Here is a 22365-nt window from a genome sequence, read left to right as displayed (position 1 = left end):
TTTTTGTTCTTATATAAAATTGGGTGCATCATTTGCAAAAAGTATGATATCGCCGGCTTTTGTCTGATCTGCCAAAACTTCTGTAAGATTTGATTTGTCTGCTAACATTATCTTGTTTTTTACTTTTAGGTTTTTATCAAAGAGTTCTGCGTTTAGTGAACCGGTTACTATTACAATATCAAACACACTGTTTATCGCCTCTATAAGCTTAAGATTAAGTTCATCGCTGCTCTCTACGAGTCCCGGAGTAACGATTACTTTTCTCCCTTTATGCAGCGAACATAAGCGAATCGCTTCAAGCATTCCCTCTATATTACCGTTATAACCGTCATCAAGAATAATCTTGCCGCCTGCTTTTATCATTTGAAGTCTGTGTTCAACCGGTTTGAGCTCTTTTACAGCTTCTACTATCTGCTCATCACTTATATCGAATGTTTTTGCTATATGAACAGCAACAGCAATATTGGTTGCTTGAAATGAGCCTAAAATATCTGTGTGCAGATGAAGGATATTGTCATATACTTTCAATTCAAAATCAGTTCCCTCTAAAGTCGAGTTTATATCTTGTATCTCGTCACCGAAAAATGTCACTTTATCATGAGGTTCATCTGTTACAGAGGTGTGGATAAAAGCGCACTCAAGTCTTGGTGACTGCATAATTTCGAGTTTAGTTGCAATAATATTTTGCAGAGTTTTAAAATACTCTATATGTGCAAGTCCTACTTTTCCGACAACAACCACTTGAGGCTCTAAAAAAGTTGTTATCTCATAGATATCCCCTCTCTCTCTGGCTCCTGCTTCACAAACATAAATATCTGTATCATCCGGCAGTGATTCGTTTATATCTTTAACTATTCCCCCAAGAGTATTTACGCTTCTAGGCGTTGCGTAAACTTTGTACTTTTTTCTTAAAATCTCAGAAACAAAATTTTTTATACTTGTCTTACCGTAACTTCCTGTAATACAGACAACTTGCAATTTTTCCATTCTTTTTAATTTTTTTTGCGCCTCTTTTTTAAATAGTGCAAAAAGAAACTTTTCTATGCCTAAACTGGCGATATAAGCAAGTGCAAGAGGCATAAAAACACCGTAAGTTTCGCATGCTGATTTTACACTGCAAAGAAGATCCTGAAAAAAGACAAAAGAGAGCAAAAGAATTAAAAATCTTTTTACCCTCCATGTTAAAACAAGTTTTTTATCAAGATTTTTGTGCCAGATAAAAAGAGCCGGCAAAAATGCAAAAAAGAAAAAAATACTAAAATACCCAGCCATAGCATAATAAGCCAAAAATGGTATAAAAAAGTAGACAAGATGCCAGTGAGGCTTATGATGTTTTAAAATAACCCGTGAAAGTTTGTAATCATACCACTGAAGATTGGTAATAAGGTACCATCCTAGGGCTGTTACAAATAGAACATTTGTAATAAACGATATAACTATTTCATAGTTTTGCATTATTTATGCTCCATTGTTTTTAAAAAAGTTTTTTCTATGTTTTGTGATACATCTTTGGCGTTATTTAAAAAGAAGTAGTGATCACCCTCATAAGTTAAAAGCGAGGAGTCTTTTATAAGTTTGTTTATCTTCAAAGCACTGCTAAGCGGTGTGGCACTGTCCTCTTTTCCCCAGCACAAAAGTGCTTTTCCTTTATAAGAAGCAAACTCTTTAGAAAAATCTTCATCTACCACATTTTTAAAAGTTTGATACATTGGCTCACTCAGTTTTTTTGCATCCTCTGCTACGAACAACTCTCTAAATTTTGTCAATCCTAATAGTTTGAGAAGTTTAAAGAGTGCAATTTTTGTTCTTACTTTTATAGATTTTGACCTATAGATTCCAGCACTTGCAACTAAAACAAGTACTTCAGGATTTAACAAAAGTGCAACTTTGCCGCCAAAAGAGTGACCAAGAACTATATCTTTAGAAGCATTTAAATGAATCATAAGAAGTTCCACTACTCTTGCATAATCTTTTGTCTCAAGAGGCATATTGCATGTAGAGTTGCCAAATCCGGGCAGATCTATATAGATATGACGAAAACTCTCCATATAGGACGAAAATGCTTTTTTCATCAAGTTTTTATTGCTGCCCCATCCATGCAGAATAATTAGATCAACGGTAGCTTTGGGATTTACTACCTCATAGCTTATATCCAAAGTATGTTGATGAAACTGGATTGACTTTATAGCCATTATTTCCCTTTTGCTTTAGAAATTGAGTGAATATATTCATACCCTATCTTTGCTTTTTTAACATTTGGAAGCGAACTTAAAAGCATTGCCAAAGAGTTTTCAAAATTATCAAAAAGATAGTTTGCCATAGAACCCGGTATAGGGTTTATCTCATTTAAATAGACTTCGCCTTCAACAACAAAAAAGTCACATCTAATAAGTGCGCCTTCAAATAAATCTTTATAGATTTTTTCAAAATTATCTTTTAGTTTTGATTCCAACTCTTTTGATATCTCTGCTTGCAAAACCTGTTCACTTCTTGAAAAATCCATATATTTCTTTTCAAAATCTAAAAACATCTCTTTTTGAGGTTCTTCGATTATAGAAAAATGTATCTCTTCATTTGCCATAAAACCTGCTAAATTATACTCTTTGACACCTTCTAAAAATGGTTCGACTATAACATTGCCATCAAATTCAAATGCACTGTCTAACGCATAATCAAGCTCACTCTCCTCTTTGACTATACTGACTCCGATTGAGCTTCCAAGTCTAGCCGGTTTTACAATTATAGGATACTCAATATTTATATTTTTATGCTCTTTTATATTTAACTCTTCATGTGCAACACTTTTTACGCCTCTGGCTTTACAGAGCCATTTTGTATATCTTTTATCGTACGAAAAAACACTTGCATCGATGCGAGGCCCGATATATTTTATGGAGAAAAAATCCAAAAGTGCAGCTATAGTGCCATCTTCTCCATCTGCACCGTGTATAAGGTTTAAAACAGTGGCATTATGCATGGTTGAACTAAAAATTCCTTTTTGAACAAATCCGCCGTTAGCAATTAAGAGCTTAGGCATTTTTTTGTACTCACCTTTTGAGAAAGTAACAGCTTTCATTTTTGCTGCTTCAATAAGATAAAATGTATGGTCCTGATCACAAAAAATAAAACTTAAATCAAAATTTGAAAGTTTTTGTTTTAATGTAATAGCGCTTACTATACTGATTTCATGCTCAAAACTTGCCCCGCCGAATAAAATAGTTAATTTCAATATATATTTCCTTGATTAAATTGTTTGTAAAAGCTTTAAACCCTCTTTTACGAGTGAAGCTGTATCATCTGCACTGCATTTTGCAAGTGCTTTGGATATCTTGTCTTTTTTAAATCCCAGTGACTCAAGCGCTTCAGAAGCCTGGCTAAAGGCTTGACTCACCTCTTCATTTTGTGATGAAACAAGCTCAACATCAAATCCGCTCAGTTCAACCAAAATCCGCCCTGCACTTTTAGGCCCGATACCGGGAACTTTTTTTACACCGTTCATATCTTTATTGTTTATAACAACTGCAAATTGAGCCGGCGTATAGGTTGAACAAATTGCCATTGCAACTTTCGGACCTACTCCGTTTATCTTGATAAGTCTCTCAAAAAGCTTTTTTTCACTTATCTCTAAAAATCCATAAAGCAGCTGTGCATCTTCTCTTATTATATGTGATGTATAGAGCTTTACTTCATCATTTCCTATGGCAGAAAAAGTTTGCAATGATATAAAAACTTCATAAACTACACCATTTACATCAACATGTACAAAAGATGGCTCTTTATGCTCAATTTTTCCTTTTAAACCTACTATCACTGATCTACCGCCTTAAATTAAAGTATCCCTCATTTAAAAAATAGTGCTTTAGTTGTAAAAAAGAGGAAGAAATCATTGTTTTTTTATCTATTTCATCTAAAATTAAATTTTTAAAATTAAACTCTCCATTTTAATCAAATATTTGTTAAACTTTCGTAAAAGTAATATGTAAGCAGATTCAAAAATATCCAATAAGTTTTGAAAGCTGTCCAGATTCTACAAAAGAAGCCTATGTTTAAATCAATTTTCACCAATAGTTTTGGAATTTTATTTTCAAGAGTTTTAGGATTTTTAAGAGATCTTTTAACCGCATCTGTTCTTGGCGCAAATATATACAGTGATATATTTTTTATTGCATTTAAACTCCCAAATCTTTTTCGCCGTATCTTTGCAGAAGGTGCTTTTACACAAGTTTTTATCCCTGCATATGCAAAATCAAAACATAGAGCTGTTTTTTTGGCGCATATATTTAGTATATTTTTGTCCATTATAGTAATATTGACACTCTTTGTAAATATTTTGCCCTCTATCGCTACAAAAGCAATAGCAATCGGTTTTGACAAAGAGATGATAGATCTTGCTTCACCTTTTGTAGCAATCAACTTCTGGTATCTGCCGCTTATCTTTATGGTAACTTTTTTAAGCACTCTTTTACAATATAAACAACATTTTGCCACTACAGCTTTTTCAACTGCTTTGCTCAATATTTCACTTATTTTAGCACTCTATTTTTCGCAGGACAAAAGCCAAAATGAGATAGTCTACTATCTAAGTTACGGGGTAGTTATCGGTGGTCTTTTACAACTTTTTTCACATATGATCGCCATCTATAACCTTGGGCTTTTTAGGCTTGTTTGCGGCGGATTTAGCTATTTAAAAGTAAAATTCAAAAAAATAACACAAGAGACAAAAAAATTTCAAAAACAGTTTTTACCTGCTATTTGGGGAAATTCAACCGCGCAGATAAGCGCATTTTTAGATACATGGCTTGCCTCATTTTTAGCAAGCGGAGCAATCAGTTATCTCTACTACTCCAACCGTATTTTTCAACTGCCTCTTGCTTTGTTTGCAATTGCCACATCCATCGCTCTTTTCCCAACTATTGCAAAATATATTAAAAACAAAGATGAGATAAAAGCCAAAGTGTTTATGCAAAAAGCTTTCTGGTTTTTGGCTTTTTTACTTAGTGCCAGCACTATCGGCGGATTTATACTCTCGCAAGAGATTATCTGGCTTCTGTTTGAGAGAGGTGCCTTTACTAACAGTGATACTCTTAATACAGCGGCGGTACTGCAGATGTATATGATAGGTCTTTTGCCTTTTGGTCTTCAAAAACTCTTTTTGCTTTGGATATATGCAAATGAGCAGCAGATGCAAGCCGCAAAGATTGCTACTGCATCTCTAAGTGCAAATATTCTTTTCTCTTTGTTTTTTATCATGCCTCTCGGAGCAGCAGGTTTGGCGTTAGCTAGTACTATTAGCGGATTTGTCGGGTTTTACTTAACTATAAAAGCATTTGGAGTAAAAAACTTTTTCGATATACTTCTATGCAAAAAAGCCATCTATCTTATAATTGGTTCAATTTTATTTACTATTTTACTTATAATTTTGAAGGATTTAATCAGTGTATATATATGATTCTGTACAAAAAACCAAAAGAAAATTTATTCCACAAAGAGATGCTAAAGTAACTCTTTATGTATGCGGTCCGACTGTATATGATGATGCTCATTTAGGTCATGCAAAAAGTGCTTTGGTTTTTGACCTGCTTACAAGAGTCTTAAAAGCCAACGGCTATGATGTTACTTATGCCAGAAATATAACAGATATAGATGATAAAATCATTAAAAAATCTATTGAGCAGCATAAAAGCATAAAAGAGATAACAGACTTTTACACACAAGCTTATCATGAAGAGATGAGTAAACTTGGTGTTATGCGTCCAAATATTGAACCAAAAGCAACCGAGTCGCTTGAAGCAATGTTTGAACTTATACAAAAACTTATTGATAATAATCACGCCTATAAAACAGAGGATGGTGATGTATATTTTGATACTTCAAGTGACAGTGAGTATCTAAAACTTTCACATAGAATCCAGGATGAGGATGAGAAGATGCAGCGTGTCGAGAGCTCATCTCAAAAAAAACACAGCGCCGATTTTGCCCTATGGAAAAGCGTACGCGATGATAGTATATCATTTGATTCTCCTTTTGGCAAAGGCCGCCCCGGATGGCATATAGAGTGTTCAGCAATGATAGAAAAGCACCTGGCGCAAAAAGATGTAAAATATGCAGTAGATATTCACGGCGGCGGAGCGGATCTGCTCTTTCCGCATCATGAAAACGAAGCGGCTCAAACTAGGTGTGCTACAAATCATGTTTTAGCTAACTACTGGATGCACAACGGTTTTGTAAATATTGAGGGTGAAAAGATGTCAAAGAGTTTAGGAAATAGTTTTTTCTTAAAAGATGCTCTTAAAGTCTATGACGGAGAGGTCTTAAGATTTTATCTCTTAAGTACACACTACAGAAGCAACTTTAACTTTAATGAAGAGGATTTGAGTGCTTCGAAAAAGAGATTGGATAAAATTTACAGACTTAAAAAGCGTCTCTTTGGTTTGAGCCACAACAGTGAAAGAACAGCTTTTCAAGATTCGTTGCTAAAAGCACTAAATGATGATTTAAATATATCTGCTTCACTTGCACTTATAGATGAGATGATTTCGCATGCAAATGAAGTACTCGACACTGCAGGAAAACATAAAGAGTTTAAAAAAGAGACTCTCTCAAATTTAGCCTATATTGAAAAAGTTTTGGGATTTGGAGTTAAAAATCCTTATGAATATTTTCAATTAGGCGTCGATGAAGAGACAAAAGTAAAAATCAATGCACTTATATCCAAAAGAGATGAAGCAAAAAAAGCAAAAGATTTTGCAACTTCAGATAAACTCCGCGATGAGATACTCGCTTATGGAGTAAATCTAATGGATACTCCGCAAGGAACTTTTTGGGAAAAAATATAGTTTTCTAAGGATTTTTTATCCTGTTTTTATAGCCTGTATTTATACGAAGACGAAGTCCGATATAGTAAGCGTATGTTATTGCTTTTTTAAGCAGGTATGCACTATATCCTTTTACTTTTATAAAACCAAAAAGCTCTCCGCTTGCCCAGCGTCCGCCAAGTGCTATAAACACACCCAACACTTTTGCATCAAAAGGTTTTAAAGGTTGTTTATCTATTTTTTTATGGATAGAGTCTGCCACATACTCTGCGCTTCTCTCGGCAGTTTGAGCTGTTGGAGGCAGTATATTTTGTTCTGCATCTCTGATTTCAACACAATCTCCTATAGCAAATACATTCTTTTTGCCGCCGATATTTAACATCTCATTTGGAATAAACTGAGAGATTTTATTTTTTTGCGTATCTATTGTTTCATTAAATTCTGATGCTTTAATTCCACCTGTAAAAATCATAAAATGATATTGAAGTGGATTAGCGTTTTTAAAATAGATAGTTGTATCATCCATTTTTTGTATAAAAGCGTCGGTAAGAATATTGACTCCAAGAGATTCAAGCCGCTTATGTGTACTTTTTATCAAAAAATCGCTCATTCCCGGCAAGATTGTCTTGCTTGCATCTATAAGATGAATTTTTATGCTGTTTACTCTGCTTCCAAGTGTTTTTTTATAAACAGCAACTACATTTGCCATCTCTGCAGCCACCTCAACACCACTAAGTCCCGCACCTCCAATGGCCAAATTTATCTCTTGCGCATCATCCTCATTTTGAAGTTTTTTATAGATCAGATTTTCAAATTCTACTCTAAAATTATGAGCTCTGTGAAGATTTTTTACGCCAAAACTATGTTCTCTAAGACCCTCTATAAAAGAGAAAAAATTTGTTTTTGCTCCTGTTGCGATAATAAGGTAATCATATGCTATCTCACCGCTGCAAATTTTTACTTTTTGAGACTCAAAATCAACACAAAGAGCACTCTCATTTACAAAAGCAACTTTTTTCTTAAATCCGCTACACCAATCTTGCAAATCAATAACTACATCATGAAGATCAAATCTACCGGCAATATAGCCATACGCCTCCGTTTGAAGATAGTGATAATGATGTTTGTCTATAAGTGTCACATCTATATCTGCTCGCATAGCCAAATGCTCTATAGCGCGAAGTCCGCCATATCCGCCGCCGATAATTACTACTTTTTTATTCAAATTTTGCCTTTGCACCATAAAATCGATAGAATTATACAAAAATTTACTTAGGCTTAGAATGACAATCAAACAATTAGAAGAACTACTGCAAGAGAGTGTAAAAGATAAAACAGAGGAGTTTAAAAGGCTTTTTCACGGTCGCGGAGCTCTTTATGATGAATGGAAGCATCTAACAATCGACTCAATAGATACTGTTTTAAGTGTGGCTCTCTACTTTGAAGATGCAAAGGAGGATAAGCTTATAGAGATGCTGCAAAAATTTATATCCTACTCAGGACATAAGATCATTGTGCTTCAAAGACGCTATATAAAGGGTGCTCCAAGCGAAGTTATTGCCGGTGAGCTTGAAGAAAATCTCTTTGCAGTTGAAAACGGCATGAAATTAAAACTTAACCTTACTTCAAACCAAAACAGCCTCTACTTTGCAGATATGAAAAACGGTAGAACATTTGTTAGAGAAAACGCTAAAAATAAAAATATACTCAATCTCTTCTCCTACACATGCGCCTTTAGTGTTGCTGCAAAACTCGGCGGTGCAAAAAGCGTCTCAAATATTGATATGAGCAAAAGCGCACTCTCAATAGGACGAAAAAACCATTATCTTAACGATATAGATACAAAAGGTGTCAGTTTTTTGCCATACAATATACTTAAATCATTTTCCAGAATAAAGAAAAAAGGACCTTTTGATCTCATAATTATAGATCCGCCAAGTTATCAAAAAGGGAGTTTTGATGCCAAAAAAGATTATCAAAAAATCATAAAAAAACTACCCGATATCGCATCACAAGAGTGTATACTTCTGGCATCTTTAAACGCACCTGATTTGGATTCAAATTTTTTGATTAAGCTGATAGATGAGTTTGCACCCGAATTTAAGTTTGTTAAACGGCTTGAAAACCTAAAAGAGTTTGCAAGCCAAGATGAAGAGAGAAGCCTTAAAAACTTAGTTTTTAAAAGGCAAAACTCTTAATCACAGTACTCGGCCAAAAGAGCAGATTTTACCTCACTGTACTTTTTCTCGCCTTGAAGTTTTTTAACGATTTGCAATCCAAAACAGATAGCCGTTGCAGGTCCGCGCGATGTCAAAACATTAGCATCTTCCACAACCATGTTTTTATCGCTAAATCCATCCTCTCTTATCTGCTTCTCAATAGTCGGATAACATGTGTAATTATGTTTTAATACCCCTGCACTCTCAAGCACAAGAGGTGCTGCACAGATTGCTCCTATGCTTTTGCCTTTTTTATCCATCTCTTTAAGAATTCGTTGTACATTTGCATCATCACGCAGAGCAACTGTTCCGTCCCAGCCGCCAGGCAGCACTATCATATCAAGATTCTCTACGACTACATCATTTATGGACATATCAGACAAAACTGTAACATTATGAGCACCTCTAACTGAACCCTTCTCACCCAAAGAAGCAACCAAAACCTCAATACCGCCTCTTCTTAAAACATCTATGATATTTATCGCTTCTATCTCTTCAAATCCATCTGCCAACGGCACTAAAACTCTGTTCATTATCTATCTCCTTCTCTTATTTTATCTTTTTAATTTTATACTTATAATGTTATAATTTACTTAAAAAGTGAAGGTTGTCTTTTTGAGTGACATTTTCAAGCTCTTTAGAGTTCATCAATATATAAAAAATCTCTTTATTTTTATGCCGCTTCTGTTTTCGTTCTCATTTTCAAATATAGATGATAATATTAACACTCTTTTGGCTTTTTTACTCTTTTGTGTTTTAACAAGCAGTGTTTATATTTTTAATGATCTTTTAGATATTAAAGAAGACAGAGCGCACCCAACTAAAAAAAATCGTCCTCTTGCAAATGGAAGTGTTTCAAAAAGGAGTGCCGTTTTACTTATTTTACTGCTCTGTTCATCTTCCCTTCTTCTATCTTTTTTCTTAAACAGCACTCTTTTTCTTGTTTTGCTTATCTACTTTATTTTAAATATTTTTTACTCTATTAAACTAAAACATATTGCCGTTTTGGATATATTTATCATCGCTACAGGTTTTGTTTTACGACTTTTTGCAGGATGGGCTGTAACAGATATAGAACTCTCTATGTGGATAATTCTTATGACATTTCTTTTGGCACTTTTTTTGGCTCTTGCAAAAAGAAGAGATGACGTTCTCCTCTCATTAGAAGGTCAAGAAACACGCAAAAACATTGACGGTTACAACCTTGAGTTTGTAAACGCATCTATGGTTTTAATGGCGGGCGTTGTAATTATGAGCTATATTTTATACACTATTTCACCCGAAGTTACAAAAAGACTCGACTCAAACTATCTTTATCTTACTTCTTTTTTTGTAATCCTTGGAGTTATCCGCTATATGCAGATAACTTTTGTAGAAGAAAATAGCGGCAATCCTACAAAAATAGTCATTGAAGATAAATTTTTAAAACTAACTATTCTTTCTTGGCTTATCTGTTTTATAGGAATTGTAAAACTAATATGATTGCCATCAGATACACGCTCTTTGCACTTCTCTCAACTGCGCTCAATATAGCGTTTCAATACATAAGCTTTCTGATTTATGAGGGATTTTTATCACTCTATATAGCAATGTTTGTCGGAACGGCTGCAGGCCTGATATCAAAATATATTTTAGATAAAAAATATATCTTTTTTCATATTCCAAAGAGTAAAAAGGATGATGGCAAAAAATTTTTTCTCTACTCACTTATGGGAGTTTTTACGACATTTATCTTTTGGGGCTTTGAGATTGGATTTGACACAATATTTGAAAATGAAAATGCAAAATACTTAGGCGCTATTATTGGACTTAGTATAGGATATATAGTAAAATACTATCTTGATAAAAGATTTGTCTTTAAGGATTAGCCGTGAGTCTCTTTAGCTGGGGCATGTACCCAAAAATCATCACCAAAAAATTTGCTCTAAGAGATAGAGAGAGCTTAAAAAATTATCTAGAAAAAACTACCGAATTTATCCCGTATGGAAACGGCAGAAGCTACGGCGACAGCGCTTTAAATGAAAATATTATTTACTGCAAAAACTATAACAACTTTTTGAACTTTGATGAGCAAAACGGGATGCTTACATGCCAGGCCGGTGTGCTGCTGAGTGAGATTTTAGACTCTATAGTAAAGCGCGGATGGTTTTTAAAAGTTACTCCCGGAACCAAACTTATTACCCTCGGCGGAGCGATTGCAAGTGATGTTCATGGAAAGAATCATCATATAGAGGGGTGTTTTAGCGAATGTGTGGAAGAGCTCACCATAATGCTTCCCGATGGTGAGACAAAAGTTTGCAAAAAAGGGGATGAACTCTTTTATGCAACCTGCGGAGGTATGGGGCTTACAGGTGTTATTTTAAGTGCAAAAATTTCGCTAAAGAAAATCAACTCTAAAAATATAAATCAGACAACCATAAAAACAAAAAATCTAAAAGAGACTTTCGAAGCGTTTGAGAAGTATCAGGATATGCCCTACTCTGTCGCATGGATAGACTGCCTTGCAAAAGATGATGAAATAGGAAAATGCCTTCTTATGGTCGGCGATTTTGCGGATGACGGCGATTTGGACTATAAAAGCAAAAAGAAGCTCTCAATCGCATTCAACTTTCCATCATTTACGCTCAACAACCTCAGCGTAAAGGCTTTTAACTGGCTCTACTATGCAAAAGCAAAAGATGGAGTATCCAAACAAAAGGTGGATATCAACTCCTTCTTTTATCCGCTGGACGCGATTGGGAACTGGAACAGGATTTATGGCAAAAACGGCTTTACTCAGTATCAGTTTATCCTTCCAAAAGAGAGTAGTTTTGAGGGATTAAAAGAGATTTTAAGCAAAATTTCCGATTCAGGGAAAGGCTCATTTTTAGCCGTTTTAAAACTTTACGCAAAAGAGAACAACAACTATCTCTCTTTCCCGATGGAGGGGTACTCCCTTGCACTGGATTTTAAGATAGAAGAGGGAATTTTTGAGCTTTTAGATGCTCTTGATGAAGTAGTCGTAAAATATGGAGGAAGAATCTATCTTACAAAAGATGTGCGCGTAAGCAAAGAAACTTTTGAGAAGGGGTATCCTCAAATAGAGAAGTTTAGAGAATTTAGAAAAAACAACAGTATGGATACAAAATTTAATTCACTGCAGTCAAAAAGGGTTCAAATATGAGTTATGTTCTAATAATCGGAGCAAAAAGCGACATCGCAAAAGAGATAGCCAGAGTCTATGCAAAAAACGGTTACAATCTCTTCTTGGCAGCTAGAGAAAGTGCATCTTTGGAGGATTTAAAACAGGATATCTATGTTAGAAGCGGCGTTGATGTAAAGCTTAAAGAGTTTGATGTAACGGCATACGATACTCATGAAAATTTTTATACCTCGCTTGAAGAGAAACCTCTCGGCGTTATTGTAGTCTCTGGCTATATGGCAGAGCAAAAAAGTGCGCAAAAAGAGTGGGATGAAACACTAAATACCATCAATGTAAACTATACAGGAGCCGTTAGCATCTTAAATATAATCGCAAATGATTTTGAAAAACACAGACGCGGTTTTATAGTAGGCGTCAGCTCTGTTGCAGGTGATAGAGGGAGAAAAGCAAACTATATCTATGGAAGTGCGAAAGCGGCTTTTTCAGCATACTTAAGCGGTCTTAGAAACAGACTTTATGAGAGCGGAGTATCGGTTCTTACAGTAAAACCAGGCTTTGTCAATACAAAGATGACCGAAAATATGGATTTGCCGCAAAATTTAACTGCAGAACCTGAAGATGTGGCAGGTGATATCTACAACGCACAGCAAAAAGGAAGAAATATCCTATACACAAAATCTATCTGGATGCTTATAATGCTTATAATTAAACATATTCCTGAGTTTATATTTAAAAAAATGAGCATATGATAAATAGTTATAAAAAAGAGATACAGATTCTCTTTGCAATATTTGTTTTTAAAATTGCAATTTTATTATTACTTCCATTAACCGGTGATGAGGCATACTTTATCAAGTGGGCAAATAACTTAAGTATGGGCTATTATGACCATCCGCCGATGGTAGGCTGGATGCTGTATCTGATGAGTTTTATCAGTGATTCCCATATATTTTTTAGACTCTTTAGCGTTGTTACAACTTTTGCAGTCGCTTTTGTCATCTACAAAATTGCCCTGCTCTACAGCGTAGAGAAAAAAAGAGCTTTTTTCACATCACTTATCTTTTTGGCTTCGCCCGTTGATATTCTGCTTATACTTATGACAAATGATATCGCCCTGCTCTTTTTTAGCTCTTTTGGAGTGCTCTTTTTGCTCTACTCTTTGGAGAAAAAAGAGTGGTTAAGATACTCTCTTCTTGCAGGTCTATTTTTAGGCTCTGCGTTTTTAAGCAAATATTTTGCGGTTTTTTTGCTCTTTTCGCTGCTTCTTTTTTGTATCTTTATATATAGATCCAAAGCCATAAAAAGCATCTTAGTTGTCACCGCAGTTGTCTCTCTTTTTATCATCCAAAACCTCTACTTTAATTACAACAGCTGCTGGAACAACATCCTCTTTAACTTCTTTGCCAGAACTGAACACAACAGCTACAGTATAGGCACAATTTTTGGCTATTTCGGGCTTATTTTTTACATACTAACCCCTTGGGGAGCCTATTTTTTACTAAAAACAAAATTTGAAAAAACAAAATTGTTCAAACTTTTAGCCTTTATCCTCGGCATTGCTTTTTTCATCTTTTTGGTTGTCTCGCTTAAGAACAAAATCGGGCTTCACTGGTTTTTGATCTTTGTGCCATATATATTTCTTCTCTTTAGCTATCTTGATGATAAAAGATCAGATAAACTCTTCATATATAATGCAATTTTTACATCTGTACATGCAGTACTTGTAATTGCTGTTTTACTGCTTCCGACCTCTCTTTTAAAAGAGCACAAAAAATACTCGGACATTGTTATGTATACTAAACCTGAAATGCTTTGCAGTGAACTTGCGAAGTTTAATGATGAGAGAATTTTTACACACAGCTACTCAAGCGCGTCCACTCTCTCCTACTACTGCAAAAGAGATATAACAGTTTTATTTAGCAACTCTAAATATGGACGCTTTGACGATAAACTCCTGGATGTAAGAACTTTGTCAAACAAAGATATAACGCTTTTAAATAAAAGAGAGATAGATAAAAATGAGCTAAATAAAGTATGCGGCTCTTATCTGCTTGAAACATTTGAAATAGAGGGCGCGACATTTTATACAGCCACATGCAATAATTTTAATTATGATGCATATAAAAAGCTCTATCTTGATGTTCAAAATGAGAAGTTTTACAATATCCCATCTTGGCTGCCGGTAGGAGAATGTTACTTTAAGGATAGGTACTACAGATGAATCTAGCACTTTTTGATTTTGACGGCACTCTCACAAAACAAGATTCACTTAATGAATTTTTAAAACATAGTGTCAGCAGAAAAAATTATATAGTAAATATGTTTAAGTTTCTCCCCTATTTCACGCTTTGGCAGCTGAAACTTATAAATAATGGAGTTGCAAAAGAGCATCTTTTTCGAATATTTTTCAAAGACATAGATGAAGAGTTTTTTAAAAAAACTGCAACAGAATTCTCACTCAAAAAACTTGATTTTATCATCAGTAAAGAGAGAATCAAAATTTTAAAAAAACATCAGGCAAATGGCGACAGAGTTGTCATAGTATCAGCCTCGATGCAGTGCTGGCTGCAACCTTGGTGTGATAAAAACAGCATAGAACTGCTTTCAACAAAACTAGAATTTAAAAATGGAACTTTTAGCGGCAAATTTTTAACTCCAAACTGTCACGGGATTGAAAAAGAAAACCGCATAAAAGCACACCTCAATCTGCAAGAGTATAAAACGATATATGCATACGGAGACAGCTCCGGAGACAAAGAGATGCTGGCACTTGCACACAAAAGCATACGCTACTAAGAAAAAATATTAAAAAAAAATTATTTATAGGATAATTAAGTATAAATTATTTACTTTTAGCTAAAATTTCAACTTACTATTTTGCAGAGGACTATATGTGAAAAAATTTAGAATAAACAAATTAATTATCTTATTTTCAATAATTTTGCTGCTCACAGGTTGTGCAAAAAAAGAGGAATTTATACTTTTTCAAACGGCACAAACAAACGAAAAAAACTCCAAACAAAATAAAGAAAAAACTCCTGAAATATGTCCAAAGCATGAAATATCATATAAAATCGCTCCGAGAGACAAGCTTGACATTCAAGTATTCAATTATTCAGAACTTACAACTAAAATCAATGTTGATTCTGATCCATCTGATAGAGCAACTACAGTTGCTTCAGATGGTACAGTGACTATGCCTTTATTGGGGCGTGTAAAAATATCTGAACTTACAAAAGAGGAAGCTTCACTTATGCTTCAGGAGCGCTATCGAGAATTTTTGAAACAGCCGGAAGTAAAAATTGAGATACTAAACCAGCGTATTTATGTTATCGGTGAAGTAAATAAGCCAGGCGTAGTGCCTCTTGTAGAAGAGTCTATAAGCCTTATCGAGGCTATAGCTCAGGCTGGAGATATCAATATATATGGAGAACGAAGATCTATAAAAATTATTCGCGGAGACCATCGCAACCCTACCATCTCTTCAGTAGATCTAACAAAATTAGCATCTTTGCAAACAAATGATTTGATGCTTACCCCGGGAAATGTCGTCTATGTAGAACCAAATAATATGAGGGCAACAAATGTAAATATTGGTGAATATCTACCAATGCTTCAGCTGGTTAATAGTATTTTATCGCCATTTACAAATATAAAATACTTAACCGATTAAGGAATATAATAAATATGTCAATTGAAACACAAAACAATGTTTATATTGAAGATGAAATAGATCTTAAACAACTTTTTGAGAGCTTATCAGAGAGGAAACTGACAATTATTTTTGTTTTTTTTATCACTCTTGCTTTTGGAATTGCTTTTGCTTATTTTGCACAGCCTATTTATAAAACATCAACAACTATTCAAGTCAAAACTAATGATAAACAACTTCAAACAGATATGCTTCAAGCGGCAATACAAGGTATGCCAAACACAGAAATTGATACAGAGTTAGGAATTTTACAATCTTATACTCTTATTAAAGAGGTACTCAATAATGTTGTGTTTGATATACGCTATTTCAAAAAAGAGAATTTTAAAACTTTAGAGGTATTTGTTGATGAAGCTCCATTTAAAGTACTTTATTCATATCCTGAAAACTCTGAATTTATAGGGAGAATGTTCTCTATCAAACCACTTGATACAGATACTTTTGAGTTAAGCACACTTGACTCTTGGAAAGATATAACAGGGCTTACGCAAAATCCAACATATAACGCAAAGCACAAATATAATGAAAAAATTATAAATGAACATTTTTCAATCACTATAAGCAAAAAGCGTGATTTCATAGATGAAGAGTACTTTTTTTCCTTTAATGACAAGAGATCTCTTATTGAAAATATGATTAAACCAAATCTATTTGCCAATATATTTATGAAAAATGGTTCCATTGTAGAGATTAGTTATGAAGACAATCTGCCGCAACGCGCACAAATATTTACAAATGCACTTGCAAATGCATATATTCAACAAAACATAAATATTAATACAGAAGAAGCAACTAAAAAACTCGATTTTATAGAGAAACAGATTGTAGAAATCAAATCAAATCTTGAAAAATCTGCTATAAATGTAGAACAATTCAAACAAAAATATGATTTAATGGATATTGCTACTCAAACACAAGCTTCAATGCAAAAACTTATCGTATATGATCAGGAATTAGCCCAAATAGAGATTGAAGAAGAACAGGCTAAGCGTGTTTTAGAACTATTAGAAACAGGAGATTTTTCGTCTCTTTCTATTGCACCGCTGCAGATTTCAGACCTGCTTATTAATTCTTTAATGCAAGCTTTAAGTGAGGCAGAGAGAGAAAGAAGATCTTTGTTGGTAGAATTTACCGAGCGTCATCCAGAGGTAATGAAAGTTACTCAAAATATCGCAAAAATTAAAAATGAGATTTTATCAAATATAAAAAGTCTTTATCAAGGCATTAAAAATCGTAGAGAATCAATAGAAAAAATTATTGAAAAAAATGAAGCATATTTCAAAAAACTTCCTGAAAAAGAACGCGAATATATAGATCTTATGCGTAAATTTCAAGTGAATGAAAATATGTACGCCTATTTATTAGAAAAACAGTATGAAGCATCAATTATCAAAGCTTCAAAAGTTTCAAATAGCCGTATCATAGATCCTGCACTTTTGCCACTTAAACCACTTAAACCAAAAATTTCACTTATTATAGCAGTTAGTGCAGTATTGGGTCTTATTCTTGGTATTATGATAGCACTTATAAGAAATGCCTTAGATAATACTATCAAAAATTATGAGGATATTACAAATGAGTCCAAAATTCCAGTTATTGGCTCAATTCCTTTTATAAAAGGCTACAAAGACACTTATCATGTAATACATAACGACCCTAAATCTGTCTATGCAGAGAGTTTTCGCGCTATAAGAACAAATCTTCAGTTTATGGCAACATACTCCAGCCATAAAACTATCATGATCAGCTCTACAATTCCTGCAGAAGGCAAGACAACGACATCTTCAAACTTAGGAGCAATTTTAGCTATGAGTGATAAAAAAACTATTATATTAAATCTTGACCTTCGTTTGCCTACATTACATAAAGTTTTTAATCTGCCAAATGATAGCGGAATGAGCAATTTTCTCTCTGGTCATACACAACCAGAAGAAATAATTCAAAATACAGAAATAACAAACCTTGATATCATCTCTTCGGGTCCGGTACCGCCGAATCCTTCCGAACTTATAATGAGCGAACGAATGGAAGAGATAATAGAATTTTTAAAACAGAGTTATGATTATATTATTTTAGACACCCCGCCACTTGGACTAGTTACAGATGCAACTATTTTAGCTAATCTTGCGGATATTACACTGCTAGTTGTAAAATCAAACTATGCTAAAAAAGGATTTGTAACAAATTTTGAAAAAACTGCAAAAGCACACAATATTAAAAATACAGGAATTATTCTCAATGCTTTACTTAGAAAAAAAGCCTATTCAGGCTACGGCGGCTACGGCGGATATGGTTATGGCTATGAAGAAAAACCAAAAAGATCATGGTTCAAGCATTTATTAAAAATTTGAAAAGTACTTTTCCTTTTTATTCAAAAGATAAAAAGGCATCTTCTTTGAATCTCTCTTCATTGGTCGTAGATGTTCATTCTCATCTAATTCCTGGAATTGATGATGGAGCTAAAAATATGCAAGAGTCTCTTGAGCTTATCAAAGAACTTTCAGATCTTGGCTATCGCAAATTAATAATTACTCCGCACATCATGTATGATACATATCGCAATAATTCTAAAGATATCATACAAAAACTTGATGATTTGCGCGTAAACATATCAAAGAATAACTTAAAAATTGAAATCGAATGTGCCGCAGAATACTATCTTGATGAACATTTTATTCAATTGCTCAAAAACAAAGATATATTAACATTTGGTTCAAACTATTTACTTTTTGAAACTTCTTATATAGCACGACCTTACGCTTTACATGAGCAAATATTTTTAATGAAATCTTTAGGATACAAACCTGTATTAGCTCATCCTGAAAGATATCTTTATATGCATAATGATTTTAAAGAGTATAAACGCGTTAAAGATATGGGAGTATTTTTTCAAATCAATTTAAATTCATTAATAGGATATTACAGCTCTCCTGTTAAAAAGGCAGTCGAGTGGCTTGTTGACAATGGTCTTGTTGATTTTGCCGGAAGCGATACACATAAAATGCGCCATATTGACTTTCTAAAAAAAGTTGAAACAAGCTCCAGTTTTCAAAACCTTTTTTTAAAAAACAAATTGCTAAATGAAACTTTATTATAAAATCAAATAATTAAAAAATTTAAATTATTAATATTTTCAAAAACATAAATAAATGCCGACATAAACTGCTCTTTACTTTTTTTTAGTATAATCTTAAAATTTTTTATTTTTGAAGGTAGAGAGATAACTATATGATAAATTATCAAAATATTAGACCTTGGTTGTACAAACTAGACCCGGAGAGTGCTCATCATCTTGCAGAATTTGTACTTAGATTGCCAAATATATGTCAAATACCTTTTAACTCGTTTTTAGAGTCTCACTTCGTAACAAATGAAGTATTAAAGCAAGAGCTTTTTGGCCGTACTTTTTTAAATCCTGTCGGGCTTGGTGCAGGATTTGATAAAAATGCCACTATGATTCGCGGTATACAGATACTTGGATTTGGATATACTGAGATAGGCACTGTTACGCCTAAACCGCAGCCTGGAAATCCAAAACCCAGAATGTTCCGTCATATCGAGGAAGAGAGCATACAAAATGCTATGGGATTTAACAATGAAGGTCTCTTAAAAGTTCAAAAAAGATTGAAGCAGAGATATCCTTTTACTACGCCAATTGGCATAAATATTGGCAAAAACAAAATTACGCCTGAAGCTGAGGCTATCAATGACTATATAACACTTATAAAAGCGCTTCATGAACTAGGTGATTATCTGGTTATAAATATCTCATCTCCAAATACGCCGGGATTGCGTAATTTGCAAAACGAAGAGTTTATAACAAGGCTTTTTGAGGAGGCGAAGACGATAACTTCCAAGCCTATTTTACTAAAAATTGCACCAGATATGAGCAAAGAAGATGCCGTTGCACTTACATCACTTGCAGTTGAAAAAGGGGCTGATGGTATCATTGCTACAAATACGACCATAGACTACTCACTCGTAAAAAATCCAAAAGATATTGGCGGACTAAGCGGTGCTGTTTTAAAAGAGAAAAGTTTTGAGATATTTGAAGCGGTAGCAAAAGAGCTTTACGGCAAAACTACACTTATCTCTGTCGGCGGAATAGACTCTGCAAAAGAGGCATATAGACGCATAAAAGCGGGTGCTTCTCTAGTTCAGATATACAGCGGACTTATCTTCCATGGGCCCGATATGATAAAAAACATAAACACAGAACTTACAGAGCTTATAAAAGCTGATGGATATACAAATATTACAGAAGCAATAGGAAGTGAGAGAAAATGAAAATTCTCTTAACACTCACACTAATTTTAGGAACTTTAATGGCATCGTCACTACCAAAATATGAAACAAAAACTCTAGAAAACGGACTGCAAATCGTTGTAATTCCTCTTAAAAACAACACAAATGTTATCAGTACGGATATTTTCTACAAAGTCGGAAGCAGAAATGAGATTTTAGGCAAAACCGGAATCGCCCATATGTTAGAGCATATGAACTTTAAATCCACAAAAAACCTCAATGCAGGCGAATTTGATAAAGAAGTTAAAAGCATAGGCGGAGTAAACAATGCTTCAACAAGTTTTGATTATACGCACTACTATATCAAATCAAGCACACAAAACCTTGACAAATCACTTGAACTATATGCCGAGCTTATGCAAAATCTAAACCTTAAAGACGAAGAGTTTCAACCTGAACGCGATGTTGTAGCTGAAGAGAGACGCTGGAGAACAGACAACTCTCCGCTTGGTTATCTCTACTTTGCAATGTTCAACAATGCTTATGTTTATCATCCGTACCACTGGACACCGATAGGTTTTATGAATGATATCCAAACATGGACGATAGATGACATAAGAGAGTTTCATGAAACATATTATCAGCCAAATAATGCGATTCTTATGATAACTGGCGATATAGAACCAAAAGAGGTCTTTGCAAAAGCACAAAAAATGTTTGGCGACATTAAGAACAAAACTGAAATTCCAGAATTTAAATTTGTAGAACCTGAACAAAACGGTCCAAAAAGAGTAACTATCAAAAAAGAGAGTGAAGTTGAGATGATTGCTATCACTTTTCATATTCCAGACTTCAGAGATGAAGATCAAGTAACACTTAGTGCCATATCTGAAATACTGTTCTCAGGCAAAAGTTCAAGACTCTACAAAGAGCTGATGGATAAAAAACATCTTGTAAACAGCGTATACGCTTACAATATGGAAAATATAGATCCGGGTCTTTTTATTTTTCTAGCAACATGCAACCAAGATGTAAAAGCTGAAGATGTAGAAAAAGAGCTTATTAAACAGATAGAGCTTATAAAAAATGAAAAAGTAACTAAAGAGGAGATTGAGAAAGTAAAAATCAACACTAAAGCTGATTTTATCTACTCTTTGGAGAGTTCTACATCTGTTGCAAATCTCTTTGGAAGCTATCTTGTGCGCGGTGACCTGAAACCACTTTTGACATATGAAGAAAATATTGAAAAAATTACTCAAGAAAAAGTTCAAGAGGTCGCAAACAAGTACTTTAACTTCGACAAATCAACAACACTTATTTTAAAAAAAGGGAATTAAATGAATATAGTAACAGGTTCAACAACTGCACTTATTACTCCATTTAAAAATGGAAAATTGGATGAGCAGACTTATGCTGATCTAATCAAAAGACAAATCAACAACGGCATTAACGCAGTCTGCCCGGTTGGAACAACTGGAGAGAGTGCTACACTTACTTACGAAGAAGATAAAAGATGTATGGAGATAGCTGTAGAGGTCTGCAAAGGAACAGATACAAAAGTTCTGGCAGGAGCAGGAAGCAACGCAACGGCAGAAGCGATAGAGGCAGCAAAAACAGCACAAAAATGCGGAGTCGATGCTATCTTTTCTGTTGCACCTTACTATGTTAAACCATCTCAAGAAGGTCTTTATCAACACTACAAAGCGGTGGCACAGGCAGTTCCTGATCTTCCGTTTATGCTCTATAATGTTCCTGGCCGTACAGTTGTTGATATAAGTGCAGATACTGTTATCAGACTTTTTGACGATGTCAAAAATATCTACGGAATCAAAGAAGCAACAGGAAGTATAGAGCGAAGCATTGAACTGCTCTCACGCAGACCTGATCTTAAGGTTTTTAGTGGTGATGATGCTATCGACTACCCTATTCTTGCAAATGGCGGAGCAGGCATAACCTCTGTTACGGCGAATCTGCTTCCTGATTTAAAAAGCGAACTTGTTGCCAAAGCTTTAAGTGGTGATTTTTTAGGTTCAAAAGCTATTAATGATAAACTATTCCCAATAAATAAAGCGCTATTTTTAGAGTCTAATCCTATAATGATAAAAGCTGCTATGTATATTGCAGGACTTATTGAGACACTAGAGTATAGGCTTCCACTTGTTGCTCCTAGTGCGCAAAATATGAAAATACTCGAAGAAGTTATGAAAAATTATGAAATCAAAGGATTATAAT

Annotated in this window: 21 protein-coding genes; 15 read left to right on the top strand and 6 right to left on the bottom strand. The window is 34.3% G+C overall.

Going from position 1 to position 22365, the window contains the following annotated elements:
* Positions 1-9 precede the first annotated feature (9 nt).
* The 4 genes from FJR47_RS04495 to ruvA are packed head-to-tail and all read right to left on the bottom strand — an operon-like array spanning position 10 to position 3811.
* Complete coding sequence (locus FJR47_RS04495) at positions 10-1455, bottom strand: Mur ligase family protein (RefSeq protein ID WP_152299265.1); 1446 nt, start codon at positions 1453-1455, stop codon at positions 10-12.
* Positions 1455-2192: an EstV family lipase gene (locus FJR47_RS04490; protein WP_152299264.1), complete on the bottom strand. Its 738-nt coding sequence runs from the start codon at positions 2190-2192 to the stop codon at positions 1455-1457. The genes FJR47_RS04495 and FJR47_RS04490 overlap by 1 nt, the downstream gene beginning before the upstream one ends.
* Positions 2192-3229, bottom strand: coding sequence for a D-alanine--D-alanine ligase (locus FJR47_RS04485; RefSeq protein ID WP_152299263.1), 1038 nt, complete (start codon positions 3227-3229; stop codon positions 2192-2194). The genes FJR47_RS04490 and FJR47_RS04485 overlap by 1 nt, the downstream gene beginning before the upstream one ends.
* A gap of 15 nt (positions 3230-3244) precedes the next feature.
* Positions 3245-3811 carry a Holliday junction branch migration protein RuvA gene (gene ruvA / locus FJR47_RS04480; protein ID WP_152299262.1) on the bottom strand — a complete coding sequence of 189 codons (567 nt, stop codon included), beginning with the start codon at positions 3809-3811 and terminating at the stop codon, positions 3245-3247.
* A gap of 231 nt (positions 3812-4042) precedes the next feature.
* Here ruvA and murJ point away from each other — a divergent pair, with 231 nt between their 5' ends.
* The gene (murJ, locus tag FJR47_RS04475) at positions 4043-5449 is read left to right on the top strand and encodes a murein biosynthesis integral membrane protein MurJ (RefSeq protein WP_152299261.1); all 1407 of its coding nucleotides are present in this window, start codon (positions 4043-4045) and stop codon (positions 5447-5449) included.
* The gene (gene cysS / locus FJR47_RS04470) at positions 5436-6836 is read left to right on the top strand and encodes a cysteine--tRNA ligase (RefSeq protein WP_152299260.1); all 1401 of its coding nucleotides are present in this window, start codon (positions 5436-5438) and stop codon (positions 6834-6836) included. Before murJ ends, cysS begins: the two co-directional genes overlap by 14 nt.
* Positions 6837-6840: 4 nt before the next feature.
* Here cysS and FJR47_RS04465 read toward each other — a convergent pair whose 3' ends face one another.
* Positions 6841-8040: an NAD(P)/FAD-dependent oxidoreductase gene (locus tag FJR47_RS04465; RefSeq protein WP_152299259.1), complete on the bottom strand. Its 1200-nt coding sequence runs from the start codon at positions 8038-8040 to the stop codon at positions 6841-6843.
* Positions 8041-8098: 58 nt separating this feature from the next.
* On the opposite strand from FJR47_RS04465, the gene FJR47_RS04460 reads away from it, so the two are divergent.
* Positions 8099-9013, top strand: coding sequence for a class I SAM-dependent methyltransferase (locus FJR47_RS04460; protein ID WP_152299258.1), 915 nt, complete (start codon positions 8099-8101; stop codon positions 9011-9013).
* Here FJR47_RS04460 and FJR47_RS04455 read toward each other — a convergent pair.
* On the bottom strand, positions 9010-9567 hold the full coding sequence (locus FJR47_RS04455; protein ID WP_152299257.1) for a DJ-1 family glyoxalase III: 558 nt from the start codon (positions 9565-9567) through the stop codon (positions 9010-9012). The two genes, FJR47_RS04460 and FJR47_RS04455, sit on opposite strands and share 4 nt — an antisense overlap.
* An 82-nt stretch (positions 9568-9649) precedes the next feature.
* On the opposite strand from FJR47_RS04455, the gene FJR47_RS04450 reads away from it, so the two are divergent.
* The 12 genes from FJR47_RS04450 (at position 9650) to dapA (ending at position 22364) form a co-directional block, all read left to right on the top strand.
* On the top strand, positions 9650-10516 hold the full coding sequence (locus FJR47_RS04450) for a UbiA prenyltransferase family protein (protein ID WP_241855424.1): 867 nt from the start codon (positions 9650-9652) through the stop codon (positions 10514-10516).
* Complete coding sequence (locus FJR47_RS04445) at positions 10513-10902, top strand: GtrA family protein (protein WP_152299256.1); 390 nt, start codon at positions 10513-10515, stop codon at positions 10900-10902. The genes FJR47_RS04450 and FJR47_RS04445 overlap by 4 nt, the downstream gene beginning before the upstream one ends.
* A 2-nt stretch (positions 10903-10904) precedes the next feature.
* Positions 10905-12197, top strand: coding sequence for an FAD-binding oxidoreductase (locus FJR47_RS04440; protein ID WP_152299255.1), 1293 nt, complete (start codon positions 10905-10907; stop codon positions 12195-12197).
* Positions 12194-12925: an SDR family oxidoreductase gene (locus tag FJR47_RS04435; protein WP_152299254.1), complete on the top strand. Its 732-nt coding sequence runs from the start codon at positions 12194-12196 to the stop codon at positions 12923-12925. The genes FJR47_RS04440 and FJR47_RS04435 overlap by 4 nt, the downstream gene beginning before the upstream one ends.
* Entirely contained in the window at positions 12922-14397 is a 1476-nt protein-coding gene (locus FJR47_RS04430) for an ArnT family glycosyltransferase (protein ID WP_152299253.1), read from the top strand. The genes FJR47_RS04435 and FJR47_RS04430 overlap by 4 nt, the downstream gene beginning before the upstream one ends.
* The gene (locus tag FJR47_RS04425) at positions 14394-14972 is read left to right on the top strand and encodes an HAD family hydrolase (protein ID WP_152299252.1); all 579 of its coding nucleotides are present in this window, start codon (positions 14394-14396) and stop codon (positions 14970-14972) included. Before FJR47_RS04430 ends, FJR47_RS04425 begins: the two co-directional genes overlap by 4 nt.
* A 97-nt stretch (positions 14973-15069) precedes the next feature.
* Entirely contained in the window at positions 15070-15849 is a 780-nt protein-coding gene (locus FJR47_RS04420; RefSeq protein WP_152299251.1) for a polysaccharide biosynthesis/export family protein, read from the top strand.
* A 14-nt stretch (positions 15850-15863) separates the two neighbouring features.
* A complete protein-coding gene (locus FJR47_RS04415; RefSeq protein ID WP_152299250.1) occupies positions 15864-18239 on the top strand; it encodes a GumC family protein in 2376 nt (791 codons plus the stop codon).
* On the top strand, positions 18236-18985 hold the full coding sequence (locus FJR47_RS04410) for a tyrosine-protein phosphatase (RefSeq protein ID WP_223176063.1): 750 nt from the start codon (positions 18236-18238) through the stop codon (positions 18983-18985). Before FJR47_RS04415 ends, FJR47_RS04410 begins: the two co-directional genes overlap by 4 nt.
* A 131-nt stretch (positions 18986-19116) precedes the next feature.
* Positions 19117-20175, top strand: a complete 1059-nt coding sequence (locus FJR47_RS04405) for a quinone-dependent dihydroorotate dehydrogenase (protein WP_152299248.1) — start codon at positions 19117-19119, stop codon at positions 20173-20175.
* Positions 20172-21470 (top strand): M16 family metallopeptidase, encoded by a 1299-nt coding sequence (locus FJR47_RS04400; RefSeq protein WP_188093752.1) that lies wholly within the window; start codon positions 20172-20174, stop codon positions 21468-21470. Before FJR47_RS04405 ends, FJR47_RS04400 begins: the two co-directional genes overlap by 4 nt.
* Positions 21471-22364 (top strand): 4-hydroxy-tetrahydrodipicolinate synthase, encoded by an 894-nt coding sequence (gene dapA / locus FJR47_RS04395; RefSeq protein WP_152299247.1) that lies wholly within the window; start codon positions 21471-21473, stop codon positions 22362-22364.
* Position 22365 lies beyond the last annotated feature (1 nt).

The organism is Sulfurimonas xiamenensis (assembly GCF_009258045.1).
Taxonomy (GTDB): domain Bacteria; phylum Campylobacterota; class Campylobacteria; order Campylobacterales; family Sulfurimonadaceae; genus Sulfurimonas; species Sulfurimonas xiamenensis.
Note: the sequence above shows the minus strand (reverse complement) of the source record. Positions and strands in the feature narration are given on the sequence as shown.

Excerpts from the sequence above, each read along its gene's own strand:
- FJR47_RS04495 (WP_152299265.1), bottom strand. The coding sequence starts at position 1,455 with ATGCAAAACTATGAAATAGTTATATCGTTTATTACAAATGTTCTATTT.
- FJR47_RS04490 (WP_152299264.1), bottom strand. The coding sequence starts at position 2,192 with ATGGCTATAAAGTCAATCCAGTTTCATCAACATACTTTGGATATAAGC.
- murJ (WP_152299261.1), top strand. The coding sequence starts at position 4,043 with ATGTTTAAATCAATTTTCACCAATAGTTTTGGAATTTTATTTTCAAGA.
- FJR47_RS04460 (WP_152299258.1), top strand. The coding sequence starts at position 8,099 with ATGACAATCAAACAATTAGAAGAACTACTGCAAGAGAGTGTAAAAGAT.
- FJR47_RS04455 (WP_152299257.1), bottom strand. The coding sequence starts at position 9,567 with ATGAACAGAGTTTTAGTGCCGTTGGCAGATGGATTTGAAGAGATAGAA.
- FJR47_RS04445 (WP_152299256.1), top strand. The coding sequence starts at position 10,513 with ATGATTGCCATCAGATACACGCTCTTTGCACTTCTCTCAACTGCGCTC.
- FJR47_RS04435 (WP_152299254.1), top strand. The coding sequence starts at position 12,194 with ATGAGTTATGTTCTAATAATCGGAGCAAAAAGCGACATCGCAAAAGAG.
- FJR47_RS04430 (WP_152299253.1), top strand. The coding sequence starts at position 12,922 with ATGATAAATAGTTATAAAAAAGAGATACAGATTCTCTTTGCAATATTT.
- FJR47_RS04425 (WP_152299252.1), top strand. The coding sequence starts at position 14,394 with ATGAATCTAGCACTTTTTGATTTTGACGGCACTCTCACAAAACAAGAT.
- FJR47_RS04415 (WP_152299250.1), top strand. The coding sequence starts at position 15,864 with ATGTCAATTGAAACACAAAACAATGTTTATATTGAAGATGAAATAGAT.
- FJR47_RS04405 (WP_152299248.1), top strand. The coding sequence starts at position 19,117 with ATGATAAATTATCAAAATATTAGACCTTGGTTGTACAAACTAGACCCG.
- FJR47_RS04400 (WP_188093752.1), top strand. The coding sequence starts at position 20,172 with ATGAAAATTCTCTTAACACTCACACTAATTTTAGGAACTTTAATGGCA.
- dapA (WP_152299247.1), top strand. The coding sequence starts at position 21,471 with ATGAATATAGTAACAGGTTCAACAACTGCACTTATTACTCCATTTAAA.